Below are 23749 nucleotides of genomic sequence, written 5' to 3' on the forward strand. Positions count from 1 at the left end.
TGTGCGTGCCCCGCCGCCTTCCCCTAGCGTGGCCTGTCGGTCAGTGCCTCCGCCCCGGCAACTCCGGTGCGCGGCAAGCGACTTACCTAGGGGGAACCATCTTGCGCAAGATCTGGTCATTATCCGCGCGGGCCTGTGCGGGGGTGGCGGCGGCCGGGATGCTGTTGCTCGGTCTGCAAGCCACAGGCGCCGAGGCGGTGACACCGAGCGGTGCGCACCACCAACCCACCGTCGCCGCCAAGGCGATCACACCGACGGTGAGGGTTCAGGCCGGCACGTCCCGTACCGCGAACGCGCGACGGCAGACGCCGGCCGTGCCGACGTCCACGCCGCAGACGGGGCACCACCGGCCCGGCGTCTTCATGGCCTACCCGCACGGGAGCTCGTCGGTGCAGACGCCACCGCGGATCACCACGGACACGCCGTACACGCACACCCCGACGCCCGGCAGCGAAGCCGACCTGGCGAACCACGGCGGCTCGGTCATGCACGGCGTGACCGTCTCCCTCGTGTACTGGCTGCCCACCGGCGACCACTTCACCTCGGACGGCACGGACGCCGCCTACGAGAGCCTCCAGCAGCGCTGGGTCCAGGACGTCGGCGGCACACCGTACTTCAACGTCGTGAACCAGTACGCCGACAGCACCGGTCACGTACCCAACGCGGTGTCCTTCGGCGGATCCTGGACCGACACCCAGCCGTACCCGCACGCAGGGACCACCACCGACCCGCTGACGGACGGCGACATCGCCACGGAGGCATCCCACGCGGCGGCGGCCAAGGGCTGGCCCCAGGACGCGACGCACATCGTCGTCGTGTTCACCGCCTCCGGGATCCAGCAGTGCCTGAGCAGCAACCAGTGCACCTTCCCCACCGTCCCCAAGGGAGGCTGGGTCTGCGGTTACCACTCCAGCAACGGGAACAACCAGCTGTACGCCTTCATGTCGGACTCCGGTGGGGACCACGGGGCGCCCGGCAACAACTGCCTCATCCAGGACAGCGCGCCCAACGGCAACCTCGCCGCCGACAACGAAGTGAGCATCCTGTCGCACGAGATCAGCGAGACCGCCACCGACCCGTACGTGAACACGACGCCCGCCTGGACCGACTTGACCTCGCAGACGACGGGCGGCGAGATCGGCGACAAGTGCGAGGCCGGTGAGACGGGCACGCCCTACGCGCCGAAGAACGACTCAGGTGCGGACGTTTTCCTGCACGGCCACCCGTACGTCCTGCAGCAGGAGTGGAGCAACGCCGTCCACACCTGCGCGATGGACGACTGCGTCATCAGCGGCGGCACCGGCTACGTCTGCCCGCCTCAGGTGACGGCCGCCGAGACGGTCGACAACCCGAACCCGGTGGTCGGCTCCACCGTCACCTACACCGTCAAGGTGCAGAACAACGACGACACCGGCGCCGCGCTCAACGCCACCGTCAACGGCCCGCTGCCGAGCGGGTACACGTTGACAAGTCTGAGCGCGCCGAACTCCGCCTCGCAGAGCTCGACGTCGAGTTCCTTCACCGTCTCCTACGACACGCTGCCGGTCCACCAGGCCGAAAGCATCACGGTGACCGCCACCGTGCCGGTGCAGGTGGGCCAACCCGCCTCCGCATGCTCGTCGGTGGCGATGCAGGACCTGCTGAGCAAGGCGCAGCCGACGGTCCAGTCCAGCCCCTGCGGAAGCACCAACCCCGGCAAGATCCCCACTTCCGTCAGCTACACCGGCGCCACCACCGCCGACTACCACGACGCCTTCACGGCGTCCGCGAACGTCAGCGGCCAGGGCTCGCCGGTCTCCGGCGGTACGGTCAAGTTCACGCTCGGCGGCGCGAGTTGCACCGCCACGACGGACGCCTCCGGCAACGCCTCCTGCGGACTGACCCCGGTCGACCCGGCGGGCGGCGTGACGCTGCACGCCGACTACGCCGGTGACCCGACGCACGAGGCGAGTTCGACGACCGCCGCGTTCACCATCACCCACGAGGAGACCACGCTCGCCTACACCGGCCCGAAACACGTCGCCAACGGCGTGCCGGCCACGCTGTCGGGAGTGCTGAAGGAGGACGGCACCGCCGCCATCGCCGGCCGTACCGTCCAGATCGCGCTCGGCACCGGCTCGACGCAGCAGACCTGCTCCGGCACCACCGGCGGCGACGGCACCGTCAGTTGCACCATCCCGACGGTCAACCAGCCGCTCAACGACACCGCGACGGTCCCGGTCGCGGTCACCTTCGCCGGCGACGCGTACTACCTGCCGTCCAACGCCTCGGCGACGGTGCGGCTGGAGTACTACACCGGCCGGTCCTACGGCCTCTCGGCCGACGTCAACCTGCTGCTGGCGCAGCTGACCATCCCGCCCACGCCGGACACCGGCCAGATCCGCACCGCACAGGCGACCACCACCGACACCCCCTGCACGGCGACCCTCAGCACCGCGCTCATCTCGGCCGACGCGCTCTGCGCCAACGTCACCACGAAGTTGGCTCCGGGCACCTCGACTGCGACGTCGACAGTCCAGGACGCGACGATCGGGATCCCGGGCCTCCCGGTGATCGGCATTTCCGGTCTCACCGCGACCTCGGTGAGCTCCTGCACCGGGACCAGGGGCTCCGCGACGCTCACGCTCACCATCGCCGGCGCGCCGGTGACCGTCCCGACCGCGCCCAACAGCGTGATCGGTCTGCCGGGCGGCGCCCGGCTGGTGATCAACGAGCAGACGCCTGACCCGAGTGCCGACTTCGGCACCACGGTCAACGCCGTCCACCTGATCGTCCCCGGCCTGCTCGGCGGGGCGAACACCGTGGACGTGGTCGTGGGCTCCGCCACCAGCGGCGCGCACAACTGCAGTTGAGAGCGGCGAGCTGAACTGCCCTTAGCGCGCCTCCCCGCGCGGCCCTCGCGCCCGGGTCACACCGACCTGGCGCGAGGGCTCTCTCGCTCCGCCGAGGCCGGGGACGGAGACGGCGCGGGCCGGGCGAGCCCGGCCACACCGCCGGGCACACCTGCGGCGACGTAGTCCAGCACCCGCGTCAGCGGCCGCGGAATCCGCGCCGGCTCGACGGCCTCCGCCATCAGCGCGGCGTAGCGCTCCTTGCCGCCCGAGCGTCCGCCCATCAGCCGCCGCAACTGGTGCTGCAGGCTCCGCTCGCGCAGTGCCGGCTGCTTCTGGAGCGTTCGGAAGGAGCGCAACTCCCCCTCCGCCGCGACCAGCGCCTCCACGGCGTCCGGCCCGAGGGCCCGGATCAGCTCGTCCTCCAGATCGACCGAGCAACTGAAGAAGCCGAGCGACTCCAGCCAGACGCGCTGCTTGCGTTCCCCACGCTCCGGCCTCTCGTCGAGAAGACCTACCTGCCCGAGGCCGCGCACCACGAACCGCTCCTCGGCCTCGTCGTACAGCCCGGCGATCCGTTTCCCCGGCGTCGCCTCGCCGTAGCGGTAGTGGGCCAGGAAGTGTCCGATGTTGGTGATGCCGTGCATCGCCACGACGGAGACGCCGTGCGCCGCCAGGTCCATCCCGCGCCGTCGCGCCAGCACCTCCAGCGCGACCCGGTCACTGACCCCTTCGACGAGCACGACTGCCTCTGACGTCATCCCCTCATGGTGCACGCCTGACTGGACCGGCACCAACGCTTTGCCCGCGAGCGTTGCCCGGTCCCCGGCAGGTCGCCTGGTCGAGTGGCGTTCGCGCGCCGCGTGCGACGACGGGGGCGGAAATGGGTATGAATCTGGGCAGTGGTGCCAGCCAGTTCTCCCGGCATTGACGAACTCCGGAGGTAGACATGCCACAAGTGCAGCCCCTGCCCGGCGATTTCGCGGTCACATCGGTCAGGGGCCAGGTCGGGCTCCTGATCTCGGTCGGCGAGTGGCTCAACGGCTCCCGCTTCGGCCACTGGGATCACGCCTTCGTCTACGTCGGCGACGACCAACTCGTCGAGGCCGAGCCCGGCGGCGCGCGCCTGGCCAACCTCGACGAGTACCAGGGCCGCCCGGTCGCCTGGTCCACCGGCCACGTCGAACTGACGGAGGAGCAGCGCACCGCGATCGTGGCGGCGGCCCGCTCGTTCATCGGCGTCCCGTACTCCGCCGCCGACTACCTGGCCCTTGCGCTGTGGCACTTCCACCTGCGGATCGCCTGGGCCCGCACCGTGATGGCCTCCCGCAGGTCCATGATCTGCTCCGAGCTGTGCGACGCGGCCTACGACGTCGCGGGCGTCCACCTCTTCTCCGACGGCCGCGAACCCGGCGACGTCACCCCCGCGGACCTCGCCAACGTCATCGGCGCCGCCTGAGAGCGGGCCCCGGCTCCGGCGTCGGCTCCGTCGCCGGAGCCGGGGCCCCTGACTTCTACTTGAACCAGTAACGAACGCCGCGGTGGTGCGAGCAGGTGCCCGAGGAGTGCCGGCTGTACGAGACGGTGTAGTCCCGGCACTGCGCCGTCTCGTACCGGTTCACGGGCCGCTGACGGTGCGTCCAGCCGCACAGCCCGGTGGTGTGCGAGACGCAGTGGTGAGACGTGTTGGTCACCGGCAACGGGGTGCTCGCCTGCGCCGCCGCGGCCGGCACGAGAACGAGCGCGGCGGCGGTGGCGACGGCGGCTATGGAACGACGCAGCAAAGGGAACTCCCGCAGATTGTGAAGATTCTGTGTTCGGAGCTGTACTTTGCCAGATCCGGTGGGGAGTTGGCCGCCGCCGAGATGACCCGAGATGACTCTGTGACCTACGGGGAGCACGCTCGGTCACCATGGTGAGACCTTGGATCAGCACACTTCGTTGTAGTCACCGTTGTTGGTGAACTGCTCGTCGACATAGATGCGGACGCACATCCACCCCCCCGCCGTCCCAAGGGCCGTAGTACCAACTCGGGCCGTCGATCGCCTGGCTGCGGTTGCTGTCGAAGCCGACGTGGTCCACGGACATGGTGCAGTCGTTCCCGGGATTCTGCGCCTGCTCCCAGATGTGCGGCGTCACCTCCGTCGGCCCATGACGGCCGCCGCTGCCTGCCGGCGGCCAGGACCTGGAAAACCCTTTGGCTCGCCACCTGTTCGATTCGTAGGCTGAGGGCACAACGAAGGACGCCCGATCAGCGGACTTCAATGGCCTGTAGCTCAGTTGGACAGAGCGCCCGGCTACGAACCGGGAGGTGGCGGGTTCAAGTCCTGCCAGGCCAACGGCGTCGTACCCCAACGGCAGAGGGATCCGGTTCAGGACCGGAACAGTGTGCGTTCGAATCGCACCGACGCTACGCAAGGCGCTGTGGCCCAATGGGTAGAGGCGGCGGTCTGAGGGGCCGCACGGTGCAGGTTCGAATCCTGTCAGCGCTACGGAGAGATGGCCGAGTGGTAAGGCAGCGGCTTGCTAAGCCGTAGTCAGGGGCGACCCTGCGCGCGTTCGATCCGCGCTCTCTCCGCAGCAGGGGAAGCGAGGCGCGCAAGTTCGCGCATACTTCGCCTTGAAAGCCCGAAGGTCCTCCGGGTGGCTCAGTCGCGTGGGCCCCATACGATCGCCCAGAGAACCAGGGTGATCACAGCGAGCGCGACACCTACGACGATCCCGGTTGCTGCACGGTCGACCGGCTTGGCCGCCACAATCGCGAGGGCGCCGATCCCCGTGAGGCCCACCAAGAAGTACGCGGCGTCGCGACGCTGCCTGTGCTGCGGGTCACCCGGGCGCTGACGGTATTGCGCGCTGCCGCGCCGAAACTGGGCGTACTGACCGAGCGCGCCGAGAGCGGGGAGCCCGAAGAAGACCACGACCAGCAACCACGCTCGTGCCGTGTTGCCGTTGACGAACTCGTTCCAGGTGATGAGGCCGACGACGGCGAAGAACGCGACCGTGAGGGCCTGGGTTCGGCGTGGCGTCGGCGGGCGTTGACCGGATCTCCTGAGGGCCGTCACGTCTTCGACGGTACGCGGCACGGCAGTTGGCGGGAAGTGTCCGCCGCCTGGTCCGTGGAGGTGCCCCGGTGTTCCGCTGCTGGCGACGTCGGACGCGCGCCGCGCCCGGCTGGGGTGGGGGCCCTTCGCAGCCGTCTGGCCCACTTTCGGTGCCCTCGTCCGCAGACGCGAAGCGGCCCCAGTGCGTCGGGGGAACGCGCTGGGGCCGCTGCTTGCGGCGCTGGAAGCTAGATGACCAGCGAGAGCGGCAGGATCAACGCGATCGCCACCACCGAGATGACGGTCTCCATCGTCGACCAGGACTTGACCGTCTGACCGACGCTCATCCCGAAGTACTCCTTCACCAGCCAGAAGCCCGCGTCGTTGACGTGGCTGAAGAAGAGGGAGCCGGCGCCCACCGCGAGGACCAGCAGGGAGGTGTGGGTGGTGGACATGCCGGCCGCCAGCGGGGAGACGATGCCGGCCGCGGTGATCGTGGCGACGGTTGCCGAGCCCGTGGCGAGGCGAATCAGGACGGCGATCAGCCAGCCCAGCAGCAGGGCGGAGAGGTGGAGCTTGTCCGCCCAGGAGCTGATCGCGTTGCCGACGCCGACGTCGACCAGGGTCTGCTTGAAGCCACCGCCCGCGCCGACGATGAAGACGATGCCGGCGATGGGGGCCAGCGACGTCGACACGGTCGCGGAGATCTGCTCCTTGGTGAAGCCCGCGCCCCTGCCCAGGGTGAACATGGCGACCAGCACCGCCAGCAGCAGCGCGATCAGCGGCGAGCCGATGAAGTCGAAGGCGCGCTGGACCGCGTCCGTCGGCTTGTTGACGACCACGTCGACCAGCGCCTTGGCCAGCATCAGCACGACCGGAAGCAGGATCGTGGCGAGCACCGCGCGGAACGCGGGGGTGCGCTCGGGGCGTTCGGTGGTGGTCTCGGTCGGCGGCGTGGTCGCGGGGATCTCCAGCGGACCGACCCAGCGCTCGGCGACACGGGCGAACAGGGGGCCCGCGGTGATCAGCGTGGGGATGCCGACCAGGAGGCCGAGCGCGAGGGTGACGCCGAGGTCGGCGTGGAGCGCGGAGACCGCGACGAGCGGGCCCGGGTGCGGCGGGATCAGGCCGTGCAGGACGGAGAGGCCCGCGAGGGCCGGTATGCCGACCCGCAGCACGGGTATGTTGCCGCGGCGGGCGACCAGCAGCACGATCGGTATCAGCAGCACGACGCCGATCTCGAAGAAGAGCGGCAGGCCGAGCACGGTCGCGATCAGCGCCATGGCCCAGGGCAGCGTCTTCTTCGTCGAGCGCGCCAGCACCGTGTCCGCGATGACGTTGGCGCCACCGGAGTCGGCGAGCAGCTTGCCGAGCATCGCGCCGAGGCCGATGAGCAGACCGACGCTGGTGACAGTGGCTCCGAAGCCGGTGGCGAAGCTGTCGGTGAGTCTCGCGAAGGGCGCGCCGGCGACGACGGCCAGCACGATCGAGCCGAGTGTCAGCGAGAGAAAGGGGTGCACCTTCAGCTTGGTGATCAGCACCACGATGACCGCGATGCCGAGCAGCGCGGCCAGCAGCAGCTGGCCCTGGCTGTTGGTGTGGGTGAGCGGCGGGGGCGCGTCCGCGACGTAGAGCGCGGGCAGGGTTCTCACGCGAGGTCTCCGTTGACAGGCCGGAGCACGAGGGCCGCGGCGGACTCGACGAGGGTTTCGGGGCTGGGACCGATGTCCAGGACCGCGCCGTTCTCGTCCGCGGCGAGCGGCTCGAGGATGGCGAGCTGGGAGTCGAGCATCCGGGCCTTCATGAAGTGGCCGCTGCGGTGCGCGAGCCGCTCCTCGACCAGCGCGGTCGAGCCGGTCAGGTGGAGGAAGAAGGCCTCCGGGCAGGCCTCGCGCAGCAGGTCGCGGTAGCCGCGCTTGAGGGCCGAGCAGGTGATGACTCCCCCGGTGCCGGTCTCGACGCGCTCGGCGAGCCAGCCGCCGATGGCCTTGAGCCAGGGCTCGCGGTCCTTGTCGTCCAAGGGGTGGCCGGCCGCCATCTTGGCGATGTTGGCGGCGGGGTGGAAGTCGTCGGCCTCGCCGTAGGGCAGGCCGAGGCGCTCCGCGAGGGCCTTGGCGACGGTGGTCTTGCCGACCCCGGACACGCCCATCACCACGATCGCAGGGGCCGTCCGAGCCGGCCGCTGGTTCTCGACGCTGAGAGCCATTGCTGGTGCTCCGTTCTTTCCGGTCGCCCAAGTGTATGCAAAGGTATGACTTAATCAAGCCATCGAAACCAAATGGTCATACTTTCAAAACGGCCTTCGGTTACCCTCCATTCCCAGCGCCGCCGGGGGATCCCCGCCCTCGCACCCGGCGCGCCCGATCGGCCTCTAACCTGGACCAATGGACATCCAGGGCCTGCCGGGCCGCCTCCTCGCCGATCTCGGACCCGCGATCGCCTCAGGCGAGATCGCCGTGGGGTCCGTCCTGCGCATCGAGGAGCTGGAGGACCGCTTCGGCGTCTCCCGGACCGTCGTACGCGAGGCCGTCCGGATGCTGGAGTCGATGCGGATGGTGACCTCCCGCCGGCGGGTGGGCATCATCGTGCGGGCCAAGTCCGACTGGGACGTCTTCAACCCCACCCTCATCGCGTGGCGCCTCGCCGGCGCCGACCGCGGCGCCCAGCTGCGCTCCCTCGGCTCGCTCCGCGTCGCCGTCGAGCCCGCGGCGGCCGGCCTCGCCGCCGTCCACGCCACCGACGACCAGCGTCGCGCGCTCAGCTCCCTCGCCGTCGAGATGACCATGACCGGCCGCGCCGGCGACCTGGCCTCGTTCCTGCGCCACGACGCGGACTTCCACGCGACGCTGTTGCAGGCCTCGGGCAACGAGATGTTCGCCCACCTCGGCGCCACCGTGGAGGCGGTGCTCCGCGGCCGCACCGAGCACCACCTGATGCCCCATCACCCGCAGGAGTACGCGGTCCAGCTCCACCGCGAGGTCGCCGAGGCCGTCACGGCCGGCGACGCCGCCGCCGCCGAACGCGCGATGCGCGCCATCGTGACGGGCGCACTGGAGGAGCTGGACGAGGTCCTGACCTGAGGAAATCCCGTTGCCGTGGTGCGGCTCGCGCGCGTACGCTCGCCGGAACGCGTCGACGGAGACGAGTAGTCACCGGACCCGGGCAGGTCGGAGAGAGCCGCCGGCAGCTGAGAAGGCGGACCTGCCCCCGGTGGTGAAGACCCTCCCGAGCGCGGGGAGGAACGGCCCGCCGCACCCGCGGCAGCGCCCCATGCCCCGCCGGCCGGCCCCCGTCACCGGGCCGCTTCGAGGCCGCCGTCACCCGGCGGCGGCGAAAGTGCGGTGGCACCGCGAGTCCCCTTCTCGCCCGCACTCCCAAGGGATCACCAAGCACTCAGCAGAGGTTTGCGATGATCTCCCCTCCTCACTCCACTTCCACCGCGGCTCCCCCGCAGCGGCGCACGCTCGCCGCCGAGCTGCCCGGTCTGACCGGCCGCCAGGTGACCCTGCAGGGCTGGCTGCACCGGACCCGCAGCCTCAAAGCCGTGGACTTCCTGATCCTGCGCGACCGTTCCGGGCTCGCGCAGATCGTCGTCACCGAGCAGGCCGTGCGAGCGCTGGCCGCGCGACTGCCCGCGGAGTCCGTTCTCGAGGTGACCGGGCTGGCGACGGCCAGCCGTCAGGCGCCGGGCGGCGTCGAGCTGACGTCCCCGCAACTCACCGTCGTCAGCACGCCGCAAGCGGCGCCGCCGTTCGACCTGTTCCGGCCCGCCGTCCCGGCCGGGCTGCCGACGATCCTCGACCACGCGCCCGCGACGCTGCGCCACCCACGCCTACGGGCCCCGCACGCCATCGCGGCCGCCTCCGTCGCGGGCTTCCGCGCGACGCTGGACGCGCTGTCGTTCACCGAGATCCACACGCCCAAGGTGGTGGGCTCGGCCACCGAGTCCGGTGCGAACGTGTTCACCCTGGACTGGTTCGGCACGCCCGCCTATCTCGCGCAGTCCCCGCAGTTCTTCAAGCAGGCCATGGTGGGCGTCTTCGAGCGCGTCTACGAGACCGGACCCGTCTTCCGGGCCGAACCGCACGACACCGCCCGGCACTTGGCGCAGTACACCTCGCTCGACGCGGAGCTCGGCTTCGTCGCCGACCACCGCGACGTGATGCGGCTGGTGCGGGAGGTGCTGGCGGGCATGACGGCGGCGGTGCGGGAACGCGCGGGAGAAGCGTGTGCGGTACTGGAGGTCGAGCTGCCGACGGTCCCCGACAGCATCCCGGAGATCCACTTCGCCGAGGCGCAGGAACTGCTGGCCGCGCACACCGACGAGGACCCGCGCGGCGAACCGGACCTGGCGCCCGCGCACGAGCGCTGGCTCTCGGAGTGGGCGCTGCACGAGTACGGCAGCGAGTTGCTCTTCGTCACCGGCTATCCGATGGCCAAGCGCCCCTTCTACACCCACCCCGACCCGGAGCACCCGGTCTGGTCGCGCAGCTTCGACCTGCTCTTCCGCGGCCTGGAGCTGATCACCGGAGGGCAGCGGCTGCACCGGTACGAGGACTACCTGCGGGCGCTGGCCGCCCGCGGTGAGTCCCCCGAGCCGTACGGGGGATACCTGGCGGCGTTCCGCCACGGCATGCCCCCGCACGGCGGGTTCGCACTGGGGCTGGAGCGTTGGACGGCGCGACTGACCGGCGCGGACAACGTCCGCCTGGCCACGCTCTTCCCGCGCGACCTGCATCGCCTGACGCCCTAACACCCACCCGGGCCTGACCGGCGGGGATCCGCCGGTCAGGCCTCCGCAGGGAGCGCCTCCGCGGCGGGCACGTCGTCGTCCGTGCTCGGTTCGACGTGGCGCGGGAGTTCGCGCATGTGGCGCAGCGGCGAGAAGAACACGGGCAGGAAGGCCAGGAGTTGGCCGATGCCTGCGACCAGTAGCGTGCCGCGGACGCCGATCGCGGACCCCAGCAGGCCGCCGACGAGCCCGCCGAGCGGCAGGGTGCCCCAGACCAGGAACCGCATGGTGGCGTTCATCCGGCCGAGGAGGCCGGGCGGGCAGAGCGCCTGGCGGAAGCTGACCTGGGTGATGTTGTAGACGACGATGCCGATCCACATCGCCAACTCGCTGACGGCCAGCAGGCCGAGGGTCCAGTCGCGGTGCACGAACGGCGCCACGAGCGAGCACGGTCCCACCAGGGCCATGGGGACCCAGATGGCGCGGCCCTGCCCGATCCGCGCCGCGACCCGGCCGGCCACCAGCGCGCCGACCAGGCCGCCGACCGAGCCCGTCGAGGTGATCAGGCCGATCACGCCCGCCGACAGGTGGAGCTCGCGGGCCAGCAGGACGAGGAAGACGGCGTTGATCATGGCCGCGAAGAGGTTGGCCGTGGCCGTGCACGCCGAGATCGCGCGCAGCATCCGGTTGTGCAGGACGAAGCTCAGCCCCTCCCGGATCTCGCGCGACAGACTGCGATCGGTGGCCCGTTCGGGTCGAGGGGACTGCGCGCGGATCGCGCGGACCCAGCCGGCCGACCAGACGAAACTGAGCGCGTCGACCAGCAGCGCGTAGGGCGCGCCGAGCGCCTGCACCAGCAGGCCGCCGAGGCCCGGCCCGACGATCTGGCTGGTCGACTCGCTGGCCTGCAACTTGGCGTTGCCCTCGACCAGTTCCTCCCGGTTCACGAGCTGCGGAAGGTAGGACTGGTAGGCGACGTCGAAGAAGACCGTGGCCACGCCGGTGACCAGGGCGACGAGGTAGAGCTGCCAGATGCGCAGCACGCCGAGCAGCGCCGCCGTCGGGATCCACGCCAGCACTGCGGCCCGGGCGAGGTCGTTGACCACGAGCACGGAGCGGAACCGCATCCGCTCGACCCACGCGCCGGCCGGGAGCCCGACCAGGACGAAGGCCGCCGTCTGGCAGGCGGTCAGCAGCCCCACCTGGAACGTCGAGGCGTGCAACGCCAGCACCGCGACCAGGGGCAGCGCCAACTGGCTGACGGTGGAGCCGAACTGACTCACCGACTCGCCGATCCACAGGCGCCGGAAGTCGGGGTGGTGCCAGAGGCCGCCCCGGCGGGCGGTGCCCTCGGACGGGGTCTGAAGGGACGTCATGGCGACCACCGTCGCCAAGTGATTGGGTTTTGTCAATCACTTTCCTGGACGCGAGCGGTTCCCCCGAGCCCCGTTCAGTACCCTGCTGGCATGACCGAACGCAGGCCGGCGACGGACGAGGAAGCCAAGGCCCTCGCCTCGTCCCTGCGGATGCGCATCCTGCGCATCTGCCTGAGCGAGCCGCGCACCAACAAGCAGATCGCGGCGATCCTCGGCCGCGATCCGGCCAGCGTGCTGCACCACACCCGCACGCTGGTGCGCACCGGATTTCTGGAGGCCCAGCAGGAGCGACGCGGCGCCCGCGGCGCGCGCGAGATCCCCTACCTGGCGACGCGGAAGTCCTGGCAGCTGGAGGCGCCCGCGATGGACCGCGTCCTGCTCGACGCGTTCCTGGAGGAGGTCGCGCTCGCCCCCGCCGCGGACGTCGACGCGACGCGGCTCGGGCTGCGCCTCTCCCCCGAGGACATGGCGGAGTTCCGCAGCCGGTTGCAGGCACTGCTGGAGGAGTTCGCCGCCCGCCCCGACGACGCCTCAGCACCCGCGTGGTCGCTCTTCTTCGCCCTGCATCCGGACCCGAACCGGCCCTGAGCTGCGACGTCCCGGACAGGCACCGCCCCGTCCCCTCACTCGAACGGACGAGCGTCGACCCGATAGGGTCCGGGTAGCCTGCGGAGGCAGGAAGGCGCGGCCTGGGGAGGGCCAGTGAGTCAGCCGGGGATGGAGCTGAAGCCCGACGAGGCGGACGCGCTGCGCGCGTGGGCCGCGGACGAGCGGGCCAGGGCGGACAGTCTCGCCGCCGCGCTGGAGCAGATCGCGGCGAACGGGCTGCCCACCGACGAGGAGTGCGTGGACTGGGAGGAGATCCGCGAGCTGGCGCTGGCGAGGCTCGACGGCCGTGTCCCGTAGGCTCCGGCGCCGGCCGGCGCAGATCCGGTTCACCGAGGGCGCCCGCAAGCAGGTCGACGCGCTGACCGACGCGGAGGAGGTGCGCCGCCTGGACCGGGCCCTCAACGAGCTCGCAATCGACCCGGAGATGGGCGTGCCGACGCGATTCCCGCTGATCCGCGACTACCGCAACGATGCGGAGGGCGTGCGCGTCATCTACTCAGTATCGGTTCTGCGCTCGGCCATCCTGGTCGCGTACGTGGAGGCATAGGAGGCCGACGAGACATGGCACGGGTCCCCGACGAGGCCCGGCGGGCGAGAGTGCGCCTGGTGCTCTCCCTCGCCCTCACCCTGGCCGCCCTGCTCTTCACCCTGTTCGGCTCGCTCGCCGACGCCCCCTTCGTGGGCTGGGCGTTGACGGCGACGGTGGCCGGCGTGCTGGTGACCACCTGGTTCGGACTGGACGCGTGGATCACCCACCGCTCGGCGCGGGAACGCCTCTACGGCTCCGGCGGGATAACTCCTATGACGGGAGCGAAGCGCCAGCGCTGAGCTCCGCCTCCGGCTCGTCCTCCGGGCGGGGGCGGCGGAAGACGCGGGTCGCGCTGACCGCGCCGTGGATCTCCCCCTCCTCCTCGTCGAGTTGGGGCAGGCCGGGACGCAGGTGCTCCTCCACCGAGATGTACTTCAGCCCGGCGCGCAGGTCTGCGTCGTTGCGCAGACGGATGATGAGCGGGAACTCCGCGAGCGCCGTGGTGTCGAACAGGCCGGTGGTGTAGATCAGCTGGACCCCGAGCGCGTCGGCCACGGCGCGCTGGAGCTCCAGCAGGTAGGTCGCGTTGGCGCGGCCGATGGGGTTGTCGAGGAAGAGCGTGCCGGCGTGGCGCAGCTTGGCCTGGCCGCGGTCGTTGGCGCGCAGCGCGGCCATGGTGCAGTAGAGCGCGATGGCCGCGGTCAGCAGCTGACCGCCGGAGAAGACGTCGGACATCTGGCTGACCGACACCCGCTCGGCGCGCAGCACCGCGTCCGGCTTGAGGATCTCGACGGTGACGCCGCGCGGCTCCAGCGCCGCGTGGACGCCGCGCAGCAGCAGCGACATGCCGTCGCGGCGGTTCCAGTCGACCGCTCCGGAGGAGGAGTTGGCGCCCTGGCGCCTGACGGCGGCGCGGGTCGCCTCGTCGATGACCTCGCCCAGACGCTCCGTCAGCACCGCGTGGTCGGGCTCCTCGAAGCGGATCCGCAGGAACTCCTGCCCGGACCACTCGCCCAGGCCCTCGGGCAGGCGGGAGAGGCGCTGCGCCGCGCGCAGCGTCGTCAGTGAGGTCTCGACCAGGCCGCGCAGCCGGTCGACGATGCTGTCGCGGTTGCGCTCCAGTTGGTCGAGCTCGTCGGTGAGCACCCGCAGGCGCGGCGCGAAGGCGGCCGCCCACTGGGCGGCGTGCTCGGGCAGCACGGCGGCGGGCAGTTCGCGGATCTGCTGCCGCGCGGGCGTGCGGACGGCCTCGAAGCGGGTGGAGTTGGCGTGCCGGATCAGCGCGTCGCTGGCGTCCCGGACCGCGAGGTCGGCGGCCGACAACTCCGCGCTCGCGGCCCGCAGGTGGCGGCGCGCGTCGGAGGCGGCGTGCCGGGCCTCGGGCAGGGTGCCGGTGACCGGCGCGGCCTGCTCCTCGTCCTCCCCGTGCCCCGCGCCGTCCGCGGCGGGCTCGCGCAGGCCGTCGCGCACCTGGGCGGCGGTCTCCTCGAACTCGGCGGCGGCGTGCTGGGCGGCATCCAGGGTGCGCTGCAGTTCGGCGTGGGCGGCCCGGCCCGCCTCCAACGCGTCGCTGCGGGAGGCCAGTTCGGCGGTGGCGGCGCGCAGCAGCGCGCGGGCGTGCTCCTGGTCGGCCGGGACCAGATCCTCGGGCAGCTCGGTGTGGGCCTCGCCGGAGGCGGGCGCGCTCCGTTCGGCGTCGCCGCGCAGGCGGCCGAGCTGCTCGCTGGCGGCGGAGGCGCGGGCCTCGATCGTCTGCACCAGGTCCTCGGCGCGGGTGGCCGCGGCCTGGCGGGCGGGGCCGTCGGCGCCGTCGGGGCTCCCGAGCAGCTCCTCGGCGCGCACCCGGACCTTGTTGGTGAGCCGGTCCAACTCGGCACGCGCGGAGGACTCGTCGCTCTCCGCACGGGCCTGCTCGGCGCGCAGGTCCGCACCTACGCCGACCTTCTCGTAGAGCTGCGCGGCGACCCGGTGCGCCTCGCGCAGCGTGGGCAACGACGCCGTGGGCACGTCGCCGGAGGCCGCCGTGTCCGACAGGTCGTCGGGCAGGTCCGAGCTGGGCAGTTCGGCCCGCTCGGCGCGCAGGGCGCGGGCGGTGCGGCGGGCGTCGTCGGCGGCGCGCTGGGCGGCGCGGCGGTCCTCGTCGGCGGCCTGGGCCAGCTCGGTGCAGGCGTGCTGGCGCAGCTCCGCCTGGGTGGTCTCGTCGGCGACCGCACGCAGACGGGTCGTCCAGGCGGAGCGCTCGCGCAGGCGGTAGGCGAGGCCGGCGAGCGCGTCCGCGCGGCGCCGGGCCTGCTGGGCGGCCTCCAGCCGGGTCTCCCGCGTGCGGGCGGCGGTGGCGCGCTCCTGCTCGGCCTCGTCGTGCGCGGCACGGGCCGCACCCCGCTCTGCGGACGCGAACTCCAGCGCCGTGCGCGCGGCCTCGACGTCGGCGGCCAGCTCGGCCAGACGCCCGGCCGGGCAACCGGTGCGCCAGGAGGAGAGACGGCCGACCAGCAGCCGGTCCCCGCCGAGGCGCGCGGCGAGCTCGCGGATCTGCTCGTCCCGGGCGGCGGCGCGGTCGCGCAGCTGGCGGCGCTCGTCGTCGGCCGCGGACTCGTCGTGCATGGCCGGGTTCGGCGGCACGAGGAAGACGCCGTTCTCGCCCTCCGCGGACGGCTCCTGGGTGACCGGGGCGAGCAGCGCCGCGGCCGTGCCGACGGCCACCGCGGAGCGCGGCAGCAGCGCGGCGGCGGCCAGGGTCTCCCGGGCGCGGGCGAGTGAGGCCGGGTCGGTGACGATGACGCCGTCCACCAACTGAGGGCGGGCGGCGAGGATCCGCTCGTGGTCGACCGTGTCGACGGACTGGGCCAGGTAGCGCCAGCCCGGCAGGGCCGGGACGCCGTGCTCGCCGAGGTACTCGACCGTGGCCAGCACGTCCGGGCCCGGCGGCAGCAGACCGCCGTCGCCGAGCGCGGCCAGGATGCGGGAGTCGTCGGCCGCCTGGGTGCGCAGGTCGAACAGGTTGCGCTCGGCACTGGCCACGGCGTTCTCGAGCTGCTCGCGCAGCGAGTCGGCGGCGCCGTCGAGCTGCTGCGGCGTCAGTTCCCCGTCGGCCACGCCCAGCAGGGCGTTGATCCGCGGCTCGGCGGCGAGCAGGCCCGCGGTGTGCTCCTCGGCCGCCAGCGCCGTCTCGGCGGCGGCCAGCGCGTCCTGGGCGCGGGCGGCGGCGAGTTCGGCGCGGCTCTCGCGGGTGGCGGCCTCGCGTGCTCGGCCCGCCGCCTGCTCGGCGGTGGCGCGCGCCTCCTCCCAGGCCACACCGGCGAGCTTTTCGGCGTCGGCGGCCTCCAGCGCGGCGCGCGCCGGGTCGACGGCCTCCGGGCTGTCGGTGTCGCCCGTCGTGGTGTCGATCCAGCCGGCGCGCACAGCCTGCTGGGTCTCCTGCTCGACCTCGGCGAGACGCTGGCGCAGGTGATCGCCCTCGGACCGGGCCTTCTGCGCGGCGGTCACGGCGGCGGTGGCGTCGCGACGGGCGGCCTCGCCCTGGGTCTGCAGCTCGTGGGCGCGCGACTCCTCACTGTCGGCGCGCTCCTCGGCGGCCTCGGCCGCGGCCTCCAGCGCGCGGACCAGGGCGACGGCGGCCTTGGTGCGCGCGGCCAGCGCGGGCGCGGCGTCCCGCTCGGCCTCGCGGATCGCGGCGGAGACGCGCGCCGCCCGGTCCGCGGCCGCGCGGTGACGGAGCACCAGTTCCGTTGCCTGCCAGGCGGAGTGGAGCGTCCTGGCGTCCAGCAGCTCACGGCGCAGCCCGGCCGCGTCCGAGGTGGCGTCCGCCAGCGCCAGGCTGGCATGACGGTGCGTCAACTCGGCCGTGATCAGCGACTGCCGGGTCCGGGCGTCGTGCGCGACGGCCACGGCGTCGGCCGCGGCGGCGACCTGCTCCTCCAACTCGCCGACACGTGCCCGCTCCAGGCCCGCGCGGGCGGAGAGCGAACGGGCGAGCCTGCGGGCGCGGCGCTCGGCGGAACGGTGGTGCTCCCGCACGGACTCGCGGGCCGTGGCGGCCTCGGCGATCCTGTGCAGCAGATCGAGCGAGCCGCCGGTGAAGTCCCGCTCGGCGGTCAATTCGGCCCGGCGGCCCAGCTTGTTGGCGAAGCCGTGGACCAGGTCCGCCAGTCCGTCGGTGTCGCGCGTGTCGGTGACGGCCCGCAGCAGCAGGTCGGTGAAGTCCTTGTCGCTCTTGACCGCGAAGAGGCCGGCCGCCTCACCCTCGTCGGCGTTCATCTCGCGCTGGTAGCGGAAGAGTTCCGGGTCGAGGCCGAGCGCGCTCAGGTGCTCGGTCCAGCGCTCGTGGCCCTCCTCCCAGCTGACCTCCAGCTCGGGGGCGAGCTTGCCCGCCTCCATCAGCAGGTCGCGGAAGCCCTTCATGGTGCGGCGACGGCCCCGCGCGCTGACCTTCGGCGCCTCCAGGCCCGGTGCGGGCATCAGCACGGCGCGCTCGGCGACGGGCAGCGAGTCCAGACTCAGCGCCGGACCGGGCCGGAACGAGTACCACGCCTCGGCGAACTTGCGCGGGTCGGCGGAGACCTGGCGCCCACGCCACTCGCTCACCTTGCCGACGACGACGGTCTCGCCGGTGAGCGTGTGCTGCCACTCCAGCGCGACGTGCCCGCAGTCGTCCGCCAGCAGGAACTTGCGCAACACGCCGGAGCTGGCACCACCGAGGGTGTTGCGGTGGCCGGGCAGCATCACCGAGAAGATCAGCTTGAGCAGGACGGACTTTCCGCCGCCGTTCTCCAGGAACAGCACGCCCGCGGGCGCCGGGCGGCGCACCGGCCCGTTGTCCTCCTCGTCGAAGAACCCCGGCTGACGCGGCGCGGGGTCCGGCACGGCATCGCCGACGCCGCTCAGGTCGAGCACGGTGTCGGCGTACCGCGCACCGGCAGGGCCGATGGAGTACAGGCGAACCCGGTTCAGCTCGTACATGGTGCGGCGGATCTCCGATCAGAGGGTGGGGGATTCAGGCGCTGTCAGACGCTGTGGAACGGCAGGCCGGCGTCGGTGACCAGGTCGTCCGAGTCGTCCGGCGGCAGCAGCGTCGCGCTGCCGTCCGAGACGGGCACGACGCCCAGCGCGAGCAGCTCCGCCATCGCGGCGCCGCCCGCCATGTCCCGCACCTGCAGCTGGTAGCGGGCGGTGGTGCGGTAGGTGCCGCCCGAGTCGTCCGAGGTCTTCTGCAGGAAACCGGAGTCGACCAGGAACGACACCGCCTTTCCGACGATGCCGATCGTCGACCCGGCAAGCCGCCGGGCGTCCTTCGTCGCACCCGTCGCACTGCGGCGGGCGTAGACCCGCCAGGCAGCCTCCAGCCCCGGGGCGTCGCTGACCGGATCGGAGTTGTCGCCGGTCTCGTCCGCCTGCTGCTCCAGCTTGCGGCAGGCCTGCCGCACGAACGCGTCCACGCCGTTGACGGTGATCCGCCCCAGATACCCGTCGTCCGCGAGGTCCTCCGGCCGCGGGAAGGCCAGCGCGGCCACGGCGAGGTGCGCGAGCCCGTGCAGGAACCGGTCCGTGGACTCGGACGCGGCGCGCCGGGAGTACTCCCCCATCCGCACGGCGAACACGCTCTCCTCGTCGGCTGCCACGGCCATCCCCGCTCGCGCGGACACCTCCAGCACGATCAGCCCGAGGCCGGTGGCCACGGCGTCCGCGAGCCGCGCGAACGACGGGTCGTCCCGGTAGCGCCGGATCAGCTCGGCGTACTCGGCGTCACGAGCGGGCAGCAGCTTCGGCTGCAGGCCGAAGGAGACCAGCCGGGACGCGTCGGCGACGTCGGCGGGCGTGATCGGTGCGGGCCGGGACGCAGTCTCACCGGCGCTCGGTGCATCGTAGTCGTCGTCGATCATCGCTTCACTTCCGGGCCAAGGGACGTTGCAACTTCCTCAGGGGCGCGGGGAACTGCGCGAGAAACCACCCCACGCGGATGGCCCTGAACATTGAGAACCATCGGCTCGTCGGTGGCTTGTCGCGCAGTTCCTCGCGCCCCCAGGTACTGCATCAGCTCGCCTCCGTACGGTCCGCGGCCATGCCGACCGCGTCGAGGAGGGCGCTGCCGACGATCAGGTCGGCGCCGCCGAACTCGTCGTCGTGCAGGCGGGTGCCGTCGTCGACGGCGAAGAGGAGGCGCTCCTCGCCCTGGCGGTAGGCCGTGCCCACGCCGGGGCTGGCCGCGTGGACGGCGAGGAGTGCGACGAGGTAGGGGAGGTCCGGGTCGACCCGGCGCGCCTCGGCCAGCAGGCCGGAGAGCCGGCGGGGGGCGTCCGCCGGGAGGTCCAGCAGGCCGAGCGCGGCTTCCAACTGCTCGTCGGAGAAGCGGCTGTCGTCGGGGGTGGAGATCAGGTCGGGCTCCGGGAGCTCCGCTCCCAGGTGCTCGCGCTCCACCGGCGGCGTGAGCAGGACGTCGACCAGGTCCGTCAGCCGGACCGAGTACGGCGTGCGCAGCCCTATCCCCTTGCGAAAGAACGCCGTCGTCACCGCGGACGCCTGCTCCAGCGGCAGCGGCAGCACGGGGGCGAGCAACTGACCGTAGAGGTCGAGGCCGCTGCGCGCGCTCGGCGCGGCGAAGGCCTGGCGGTCCTGCTCCGCGCGGAACAGCGGGCCCGCCTCCAGCAGGCGGGTCTGCAGCTGGGTGTGGCGGCGGATGCAGTCCTTGACGATGTCGACCAGCTCCGCGGCGCGACGCTTGTGCTCGACGTCCTCCGACTCGTCGCGGGCCTTGCGGATGTTGGTGAGGATCGCGTTCTCGTGCCGGTAGCGGTCGGCGATGTGCTCCAGCGCCTCGGCGATGAGGTCGGGGACGGCCTCCATCCAGTCGACCGCGCGGACGTTGCGGCGCGTCGCCTCGAGCGCGCGGCGCAGCAGCTCGCTGTACTGGACGGTCCGGTAGCGCGCCTGCTCGGCGGCGAGCTGCGCGTCGGCGAGGCGGCCGCGCCGGATCAGCACCTCGAGCTTGACCTCGGCGGCGATCTGCGCCGAGGTGACGTCCGTGTCGAGCGCGCCGACCAGGACGTTGACCGCCTCGTCGGTGGTCCGCAGGTAGACGCCGCCGTCCGGCCCGGGGACCTCCTCGATCAGCTTGAAGTCGTAGTCCCGGCGGACGTACGAGCCGTCGGAGCCGAAGGTGCCGTAGACGGCGCGGAAGCCGCGGTCCACGCTGCCCACGTTGATCAGCGACTCGAGCACCCACTTGGAGACCCGCTCGTGCTCACGCCACTCGCGCTCGGGCGCCTGCGCGGCGACGCGCGGCAGCAGGCGGGCGAGGACCTGGTCCCGGTCGGCGCCGGTGTCGAAGTCCATGTGCAGGGTGACCAGGTCGATCGCGGCGAGCGCGACCTCGGCCATGCCGTAGACCGCGTACTCGCCGGCCAGGTTGGCCTTGCGGTTGTCGAGGTCGTGCAGCGGCGCGGTGCAGGCGAGGGCGCGCAGCCGACGGGCGAGGCCCTCGTCGGCGGCGGGGCCCGGGGCCGGGCGCGCTGCTTCGGCGGTGGTGGTCACGGGGGTTTAGCGTAGAGGCTCGGACCGACAACGTCCCAAACGGCACGGATCGCCCCGGTCTGTCCCGCGAGTTCGCGCCCGGTCGTTCGCTCCCGGTCGTTCACGCCGCCGGACCGGCCGGTGCGCCGACAGGCCACGGGAGTGGCAGGCGGTTGGTCCGCCGCCGCACCCGCGGCCTGTCGGCCACGTACTGGTCGACGCGCCGCGCCTCACCGCGGCGCGCCGCCGCCCGCTCAGTCCCGGGCCGCGACCGTCGCCGGCTCCGCGCTCGCGGCGACCGCGGCCGCCTCGTGCGCCCGGCGCAGCGTCATCCAGGCCACGCCCGCCAACGCGCCGCCCAGCAAGGGGAAGACGATGAACACCCACACCTGCCTGAGCGCCCAGCCGTGCTGGAACACCGCGGTGGCCAGCGAACGGGCGGGGTTGACCGAGGTGTTGCTGACCGGGATGGTCACCAGGTGCACCAGGCCGAGGCCGGCGCCCGCGACCAGTCCGCCCACCGCGGCCGGGAAGCCGCTGGCCGTCGTCCCCAGCACGACCAGGGCGAAGACCGCCGTCGCGACCACCTCGGCGAGCATGACCGCGCCGAGATTGTAGTGGTCGGGCGAGTGGATCCCGTAGCCGTTGGAGGCGAAGCCGGCCTCGCTGACGGAGACGATGTTCTTCTGGCCGTCCACGCCCACCGCGGTGAAGCCGGGCATGCCCTGACCGATGGACCAGATCAGCAGCGCACCGAAGAGGCCGCCGACGACCTGGCCGCCGACGTAGGCCGGGACGAGCCGGGGGTCGGTCTTCTTGACCACGGCCATGGCGGCCGTGATCGCCGGATTGATGTGGCACCCCGAGATGGGACCGATCAGGTAGGCGGCGACGGCGAGTGAGAGCCCGAAGGCCAGCGCCACGCCGAGGACCCCGGCCTTGTCGCCGTCGAAGACGGCGGTGCCCACACCGCCGATGATGAGGATCGCCGTGCCGACGGCTTCGGCGAGGAAGATCCGTGCGCTTCCCATGGGTAAACCTCCCGGTGAGCCCGGATGACGGGTTGGAGAGCAGGTGGATGCCACCCGGAGCGGGGAGGCGCACCCATCGCGACCGTAGGTCGGTGGTACGTACACGGCTTTTCGGGCGGGGCCACTCGGGTGATCTTCCCGGCGCGCCGACTGCGCCACTCCGAGCGGAGGTTTGGGCGCCGGGACCGAGGTGTGGGCGTTCCTGACGGCCACCGGGCGTGCCGCCTACGATCGTCCTGGGAGCCCTGGACGTCCCTGGTGGGCGTTCTCGCTGGAGGTGGAGATGGATCTGAACGCCGATCTCGGCGAGGGCTTCGGCCGCTGGACGCTCACCGACGACGAGGCGCTGCTGTCGGTGGTCACCAGTGCCAACGTGGCCTGTGGCTTCCACGCCGGCGACCCGGCCACCATGCGCCGCGTCTGCGAAGGCGCCGCGGTGCGGGGGGTGCGGATCGGCGCCCAGGTCTCCTACCGCGACCTCGCCGGCTTCGGGCGGCGCGCGATGGACGTGCCGCGCGTCGAGCTGGCCGCCGAACTCACGTACCAGATGGGTGCACTGGAGGTCTTCGCCCGCGCCGCGGGGGCGGGCGTGGCCTATGTGAAGCCGCACGGCGCCCTGTACAACCGCGCGGTGGCGGACGAGGAGCAGGCGGCGGCCGTCGTCAACGCGGTGACCGCCTTCGCGCGTGCCTTCGGGCGCGAGCTGCCGGTCCTCGGCCTGCCGGGCTCGGCGCTGCTGCGCCTGGCCGCCGCGGCGGGGCTGCCGACCGTGGCGGAGGCCTTCGCCGATCGCGCCTACACCCCCGCCGGAACGCTGGTTCCGCGGACGCAGGCAGGCGCGGTCCTGCACGAGCCCGACGCGGTCGTGGCGCAGGCGCTGGCCATCACCGTCAGGGGCGAGGCGGCCACGGTCACAGGCGCGAAGGTGCCGGTCGCGGCGGACTCGCTGTGCCTCCACGGCGACACACCGGGCGCCGCGGCACTGGCCCGGCGGGTACGGGCCGCCCTGGAGTCGGCGGGCGTGGCGATCGGGGCCTTCGCTTGAGCGGCGGACCTGACACCGCAGAGGCATCCCCCGTGCGACGGACGCTTGTTCGCCCGATGGGCGCGCGGGCGCTGCTGGCCGAGGTCGGCTCGGACGAGCAGGTGGCCGCACTGTTGGGCGATCTGACGCAGCGTCAACACGGAGGTCTGCTCGGCGCGGAGGTGGAGCTTGTGCCCGCCGCCCGAACCGTGCTCGTCGACGGGCTCGGCTCACCTCGTGAACGGGCGACGCTGACCGCCTGGTTGGACGCCTGGGTGCCGCACGCGGTGCGCACGGACGCCGGATCACTCGTGGAGATCCCGACCGTCTACGACGGCGAGGACCTCGCGGAGGTCGCCGCGCTGTGGGGCGTCACGCCCCAGGAGGCGGTGCGACGGCACGCCGCGTGCTCGTTCCGGGTGGCCTTCTGCGGCTTCGCACCCGGGTTCGCCTACCTGACCGGCCTGCCCCAGGAGCTCGCCGTCCCGCGTCGCGCCACCCCGCGCACCCGTGTCCCGGTCGGCTCCGTGGCCCTGGCCGGCGCCTACACCGGCGTCTACCCGAGCCCCTCGCCGGGGGGTTGGCAGCTGATCGGCCGCACCGAGCTGTGCCTGTGGGACGAGGACCGCAGCCCGGCGGCGTTGCTGACGCCCGGCACGCGCGTGCGGTTCACGGCCGTCGCGGCGGAGGCGGGATCATGACCACCCGTCAGAACGGATCGTCCGCTGCCCGGGTGTTCGAGGTGGTGCGACCGGGGCCGCTGACGACCGTGCAGGACGCGGGGCGGCGCGGGGTGGCGGCGTTGGGCGTGCCGCGCGCCGGGGCGCTGGACGGGCCCGCCCACCGCTGGGCGAACGCGCTCGTCGGCAACGCGCCGGGCGCGGCGGCGCTGGAGGCGACGCTGGGGAACCTCGCGCTGCGCGCGGTCGGCGGCGACGCGCGGGTCGCGGTCGCCGGCGCGCCCGCCCCCGTCCGGGTCGCCGGCCGGCCGGCGGCCGGAGGGGCGCCCGCGCGGCGCGCGGTCCCGCGACCCGCTCGACGTCGTCCGGTGCGCCGCCGCGGGTCGT

20 protein-coding genes, 4 tRNA genes and 1 pseudogene are annotated in these 23749 nt (G+C 72.7%); 15 read left to right on the plus strand and 10 right to left on the minus strand.

Annotation, left to right across the window (positions count from 1 at the left end):
- The first annotated feature begins 158 nt into the window (after window positions 1-158).
- A complete protein-coding gene (locus DN069_RS24200) occupies window positions 159-2852 on the plus strand; it encodes a choice-of-anchor P family protein (protein ID WP_133260031.1) in 2694 nt (897 codons plus the stop codon).
- A gap of 56 nt (window positions 2853-2908) precedes the next feature.
- Here DN069_RS24200 and DN069_RS24205 read toward each other — a convergent pair whose 3' ends face one another.
- Entirely contained in the window at window positions 2909-3592 is a 684-nt protein-coding gene (locus tag DN069_RS24205) for a TOPRIM nucleotidyl transferase/hydrolase domain-containing protein (protein ID WP_207892249.1), read from the minus strand.
- Window positions 3593-3780: 188 nt separating this feature from the next.
- Here DN069_RS24205 and DN069_RS24210 point away from each other — a divergent pair, with 188 nt between their 5' ends.
- On the plus strand, window positions 3781-4290 hold the full coding sequence (locus tag DN069_RS24210) for a hypothetical protein (RefSeq protein WP_111504217.1): 510 nt from the start codon (window positions 3781-3783) through the stop codon (window positions 4288-4290).
- Window positions 4291-4345: 55 nt separating this feature from the next.
- Here the strand turns inward: DN069_RS24210 and DN069_RS24215 are convergent, their stop codons facing one another.
- A complete protein-coding gene (locus DN069_RS24215) occupies window positions 4346-4615 on the minus strand; it encodes a DUF3761 domain-containing protein (protein WP_243639666.1) in 270 nt (89 codons plus the stop codon).
- A 481-nt stretch (window positions 4616-5096) separates the two neighbouring features.
- Here DN069_RS24215 and DN069_RS24220 point away from each other — a divergent pair.
- The 4 genes from DN069_RS24220 (at window position 5097) to DN069_RS24235 (ending at window position 5409) form a co-directional block, all read left to right on the plus strand.
- A tRNA-Arg gene (locus tag DN069_RS24220) sits at window positions 5097-5170 on the plus strand.
- A gap of 1 nt (window position 5171) precedes the next feature.
- Window positions 5172-5244: transfer RNA gene (locus tag DN069_RS24225), tRNA-Leu, on the plus strand.
- A 5-nt stretch (window positions 5245-5249) separates the two neighbouring features.
- A tRNA-Leu gene (locus DN069_RS24230) sits at window positions 5250-5323 on the plus strand.
- A gap of 1 nt (window position 5324) precedes the next feature.
- A tRNA-Ser gene (locus DN069_RS24235) sits at window positions 5325-5409 on the plus strand.
- Between the two features lie 70 nt (window positions 5410-5479).
- On the opposite strand, the gene DN069_RS24240 is transcribed toward DN069_RS24235, so the two are convergent.
- The 3 genes from DN069_RS24240 to DN069_RS24250 form a co-directional block, all read right to left on the minus strand.
- A complete protein-coding gene (locus DN069_RS24240; protein ID WP_133260032.1) occupies window positions 5480-5896 on the minus strand; it encodes a hypothetical protein in 417 nt (138 codons plus the stop codon).
- 227 nt (window positions 5897-6123) lie between these two features.
- Window positions 6124-7518 carry a GntT/GntP/DsdX family permease gene (locus tag DN069_RS24245; protein WP_111504251.1) on the minus strand — a complete coding sequence of 465 codons (1395 nt, stop codon included), beginning with the start codon at window positions 7516-7518 and terminating at the stop codon, window positions 6124-6126.
- Window positions 7519-7523: 5 nt separating this feature from the next.
- Window positions 7524-8081, minus strand: coding sequence for a gluconokinase (locus DN069_RS24250; protein ID WP_111504221.1), 558 nt, complete (start codon window positions 8079-8081; stop codon window positions 7524-7526).
- Window positions 8082-8259: 178 nt separating this feature from the next.
- Here DN069_RS24250 and DN069_RS24255 point away from each other — a divergent pair, with 178 nt between their 5' ends.
- Window positions 8260-8955 (plus strand): FadR/GntR family transcriptional regulator, encoded by a 696-nt coding sequence (locus tag DN069_RS24255; protein WP_111504223.1) that lies wholly within the window; start codon window positions 8260-8262, stop codon window positions 8953-8955.
- A gap of 329 nt (window positions 8956-9284) precedes the next feature.
- Window positions 9285-10628: an aspartate--tRNA(Asn) ligase gene (gene aspS / locus DN069_RS24260; RefSeq protein WP_111504225.1), complete on the plus strand. Its 1344-nt coding sequence runs from the start codon at window positions 9285-9287 to the stop codon at window positions 10626-10628.
- A 35-nt stretch (window positions 10629-10663) separates the two neighbouring features.
- Here the strand turns inward: aspS and DN069_RS24265 are convergent, their stop codons facing one another.
- Window positions 10664-11983, minus strand: a complete 1320-nt coding sequence (locus DN069_RS24265) for an MFS transporter (RefSeq protein ID WP_111504253.1) — start codon at window positions 11981-11983, stop codon at window positions 10664-10666.
- Between the two features lie 90 nt (window positions 11984-12073).
- On the opposite strand from DN069_RS24265, the gene DN069_RS24270 reads away from it, so the two are divergent.
- From DN069_RS24270 to DN069_RS24285, 4 genes are all read left to right on the plus strand, one after another.
- The gene (locus tag DN069_RS24270) at window positions 12074-12571 is read left to right on the plus strand and encodes an ArsR/SmtB family transcription factor (protein ID WP_111504227.1); all 498 of its coding nucleotides are present in this window, start codon (window positions 12074-12076) and stop codon (window positions 12569-12571) included.
- A gap of 114 nt (window positions 12572-12685) precedes the next feature.
- Window positions 12686-12889, plus strand: coding sequence for a hypothetical protein (locus DN069_RS24275; protein ID WP_424556318.1), 204 nt, complete (start codon window positions 12686-12688; stop codon window positions 12887-12889).
- Complete coding sequence (locus DN069_RS24280; protein ID WP_111504231.1) at window positions 12879-13139, plus strand: hypothetical protein; 261 nt, start codon at window positions 12879-12881, stop codon at window positions 13137-13139. Before DN069_RS24275 ends, DN069_RS24280 begins: the two co-directional genes overlap by 11 nt.
- 14 nt (window positions 13140-13153) lie before the next feature.
- Entirely contained in the window at window positions 13154-13420 is a 267-nt protein-coding gene (locus DN069_RS24285; RefSeq protein ID WP_111504233.1) for a hypothetical protein, read from the plus strand.
- Here the strand turns inward: DN069_RS24285 and DN069_RS24290 are convergent.
- The 4 genes from DN069_RS24290 to DN069_RS24305 all read right to left on the minus strand — a co-directional run bounded on the left by DN069_RS24290 (window position 13392) and on the right by DN069_RS24305 (window position 21658).
- A complete protein-coding gene (locus DN069_RS24290; protein ID WP_111504235.1) occupies window positions 13392-18080 on the minus strand; it encodes a hypothetical protein in 4689 nt (1562 codons plus the stop codon). The genes DN069_RS24285 and DN069_RS24290 overlap by 29 nt on opposite strands.
- 44 nt (window positions 18081-18124) lie before the next feature.
- Entirely contained in the window at window positions 18125-19000 is an 876-nt protein-coding gene (locus tag DN069_RS24295) for a hypothetical protein (protein WP_111504237.1), read from the minus strand.
- A 151-nt stretch (window positions 19001-19151) separates the two neighbouring features.
- Window positions 19152-20648 (minus strand): hypothetical protein, encoded by a 1497-nt coding sequence (locus tag DN069_RS24300; protein WP_111504239.1) that lies wholly within the window; start codon window positions 20646-20648, stop codon window positions 19152-19154.
- A gap of 233 nt (window positions 20649-20881) precedes the next feature.
- Window positions 20882-21658, minus strand: a complete 777-nt coding sequence (locus DN069_RS24305; RefSeq protein ID WP_111504241.1) for an aquaporin — start codon at window positions 21656-21658, stop codon at window positions 20882-20884.
- A 283-nt stretch (window positions 21659-21941) separates the two neighbouring features.
- Between DN069_RS24305 and DN069_RS24310 the strand changes: the two genes are divergently transcribed.
- The 3 genes and pseudogenes from DN069_RS24310 to DN069_RS24320 form a co-directional block, all read left to right on the plus strand.
- Entirely contained in the window at window positions 21942-22703 is a 762-nt protein-coding gene (locus DN069_RS24310) for a 5-oxoprolinase subunit PxpA (RefSeq protein ID WP_111504243.1), read from the plus strand.
- 56 nt (window positions 22704-22759) lie between these two features.
- Window positions 22760-23383, plus strand: coding sequence for a 5-oxoprolinase subunit B family protein (locus DN069_RS24315; RefSeq protein WP_111504245.1), 624 nt, complete (start codon window positions 22760-22762; stop codon window positions 23381-23383).
- A pseudogene (locus tag DN069_RS24320) lies at window positions 23380-23749 on the plus strand (hypothetical protein); the annotation flags it as partial. The gene DN069_RS24315 and the pseudogene DN069_RS24320, both read left to right, overlap by 4 nt.

Origin of the sequence: Streptacidiphilus pinicola, assembly GCF_003258295.1 — a bacterium.
GTDB classification, from domain to species: Bacteria; Actinomycetota; Actinomycetes; order Streptomycetales; family Streptomycetaceae; genus Streptacidiphilus; species Streptacidiphilus pinicola.

Coding starts and splice junctions, on each gene's coding strand:
- DN069_RS24210 (WP_111504217.1), top strand. CDS start 3,781: ATGCCACAAGTGCAGCCCCTGCCCGGCGATTTCGCGGTCACATCGGTC.
- DN069_RS24305 (WP_111504241.1), bottom strand. CDS start 21,658: ATGGGAAGCGCACGGATCTTCCTCGCCGAAGCCGTCGGCACGGCGATC.
- DN069_RS24255 (WP_111504223.1), top strand. CDS start 8,260: ATGGACATCCAGGGCCTGCCGGGCCGCCTCCTCGCCGATCTCGGACCC.
- DN069_RS24200 (WP_133260031.1), top strand. CDS start 159: ATGCTGTTGCTCGGTCTGCAAGCCACAGGCGCCGAGGCGGTGACACCG.
- DN069_RS24310 (WP_111504243.1), top strand. CDS start 21,942: ATGGATCTGAACGCCGATCTCGGCGAGGGCTTCGGCCGCTGGACGCTC.
- DN069_RS24205 (WP_207892249.1), bottom strand. CDS start 3,592: ATGACGTCAGAGGCAGTCGTGCTCGTCGAAGGGGTCAGTGACCGGGTC.
- DN069_RS24290 (WP_111504235.1), bottom strand. CDS start 18,080: ATGTACGAGCTGAACCGGGTTCGCCTGTACTCCATCGGCCCTGCCGGT.
- DN069_RS24285 (WP_111504233.1), top strand. CDS start 13,154: ATGGCACGGGTCCCCGACGAGGCCCGGCGGGCGAGAGTGCGCCTGGTG.
- DN069_RS24265 (WP_111504253.1), bottom strand. CDS start 11,983: ATGACGTCCCTTCAGACCCCGTCCGAGGGCACCGCCCGCCGGGGCGGC.
- DN069_RS24270 (WP_111504227.1), top strand. CDS start 12,074: ATGACCGAACGCAGGCCGGCGACGGACGAGGAAGCCAAGGCCCTCGCC.
- aspS (WP_111504225.1), top strand. CDS start 9,285: ATGATCTCCCCTCCTCACTCCACTTCCACCGCGGCTCCCCCGCAGCGG.
- DN069_RS24250 (WP_111504221.1), bottom strand. CDS start 8,081: ATGGCTCTCAGCGTCGAGAACCAGCGGCCGGCTCGGACGGCCCCTGCG.
- DN069_RS24295 (WP_111504237.1), bottom strand. CDS start 19,000: ATGATCGACGACGACTACGATGCACCGAGCGCCGGTGAGACTGCGTCC.
- DN069_RS24315 (WP_111504245.1), top strand. CDS start 22,760: ATGGGCGCGCGGGCGCTGCTGGCCGAGGTCGGCTCGGACGAGCAGGTG.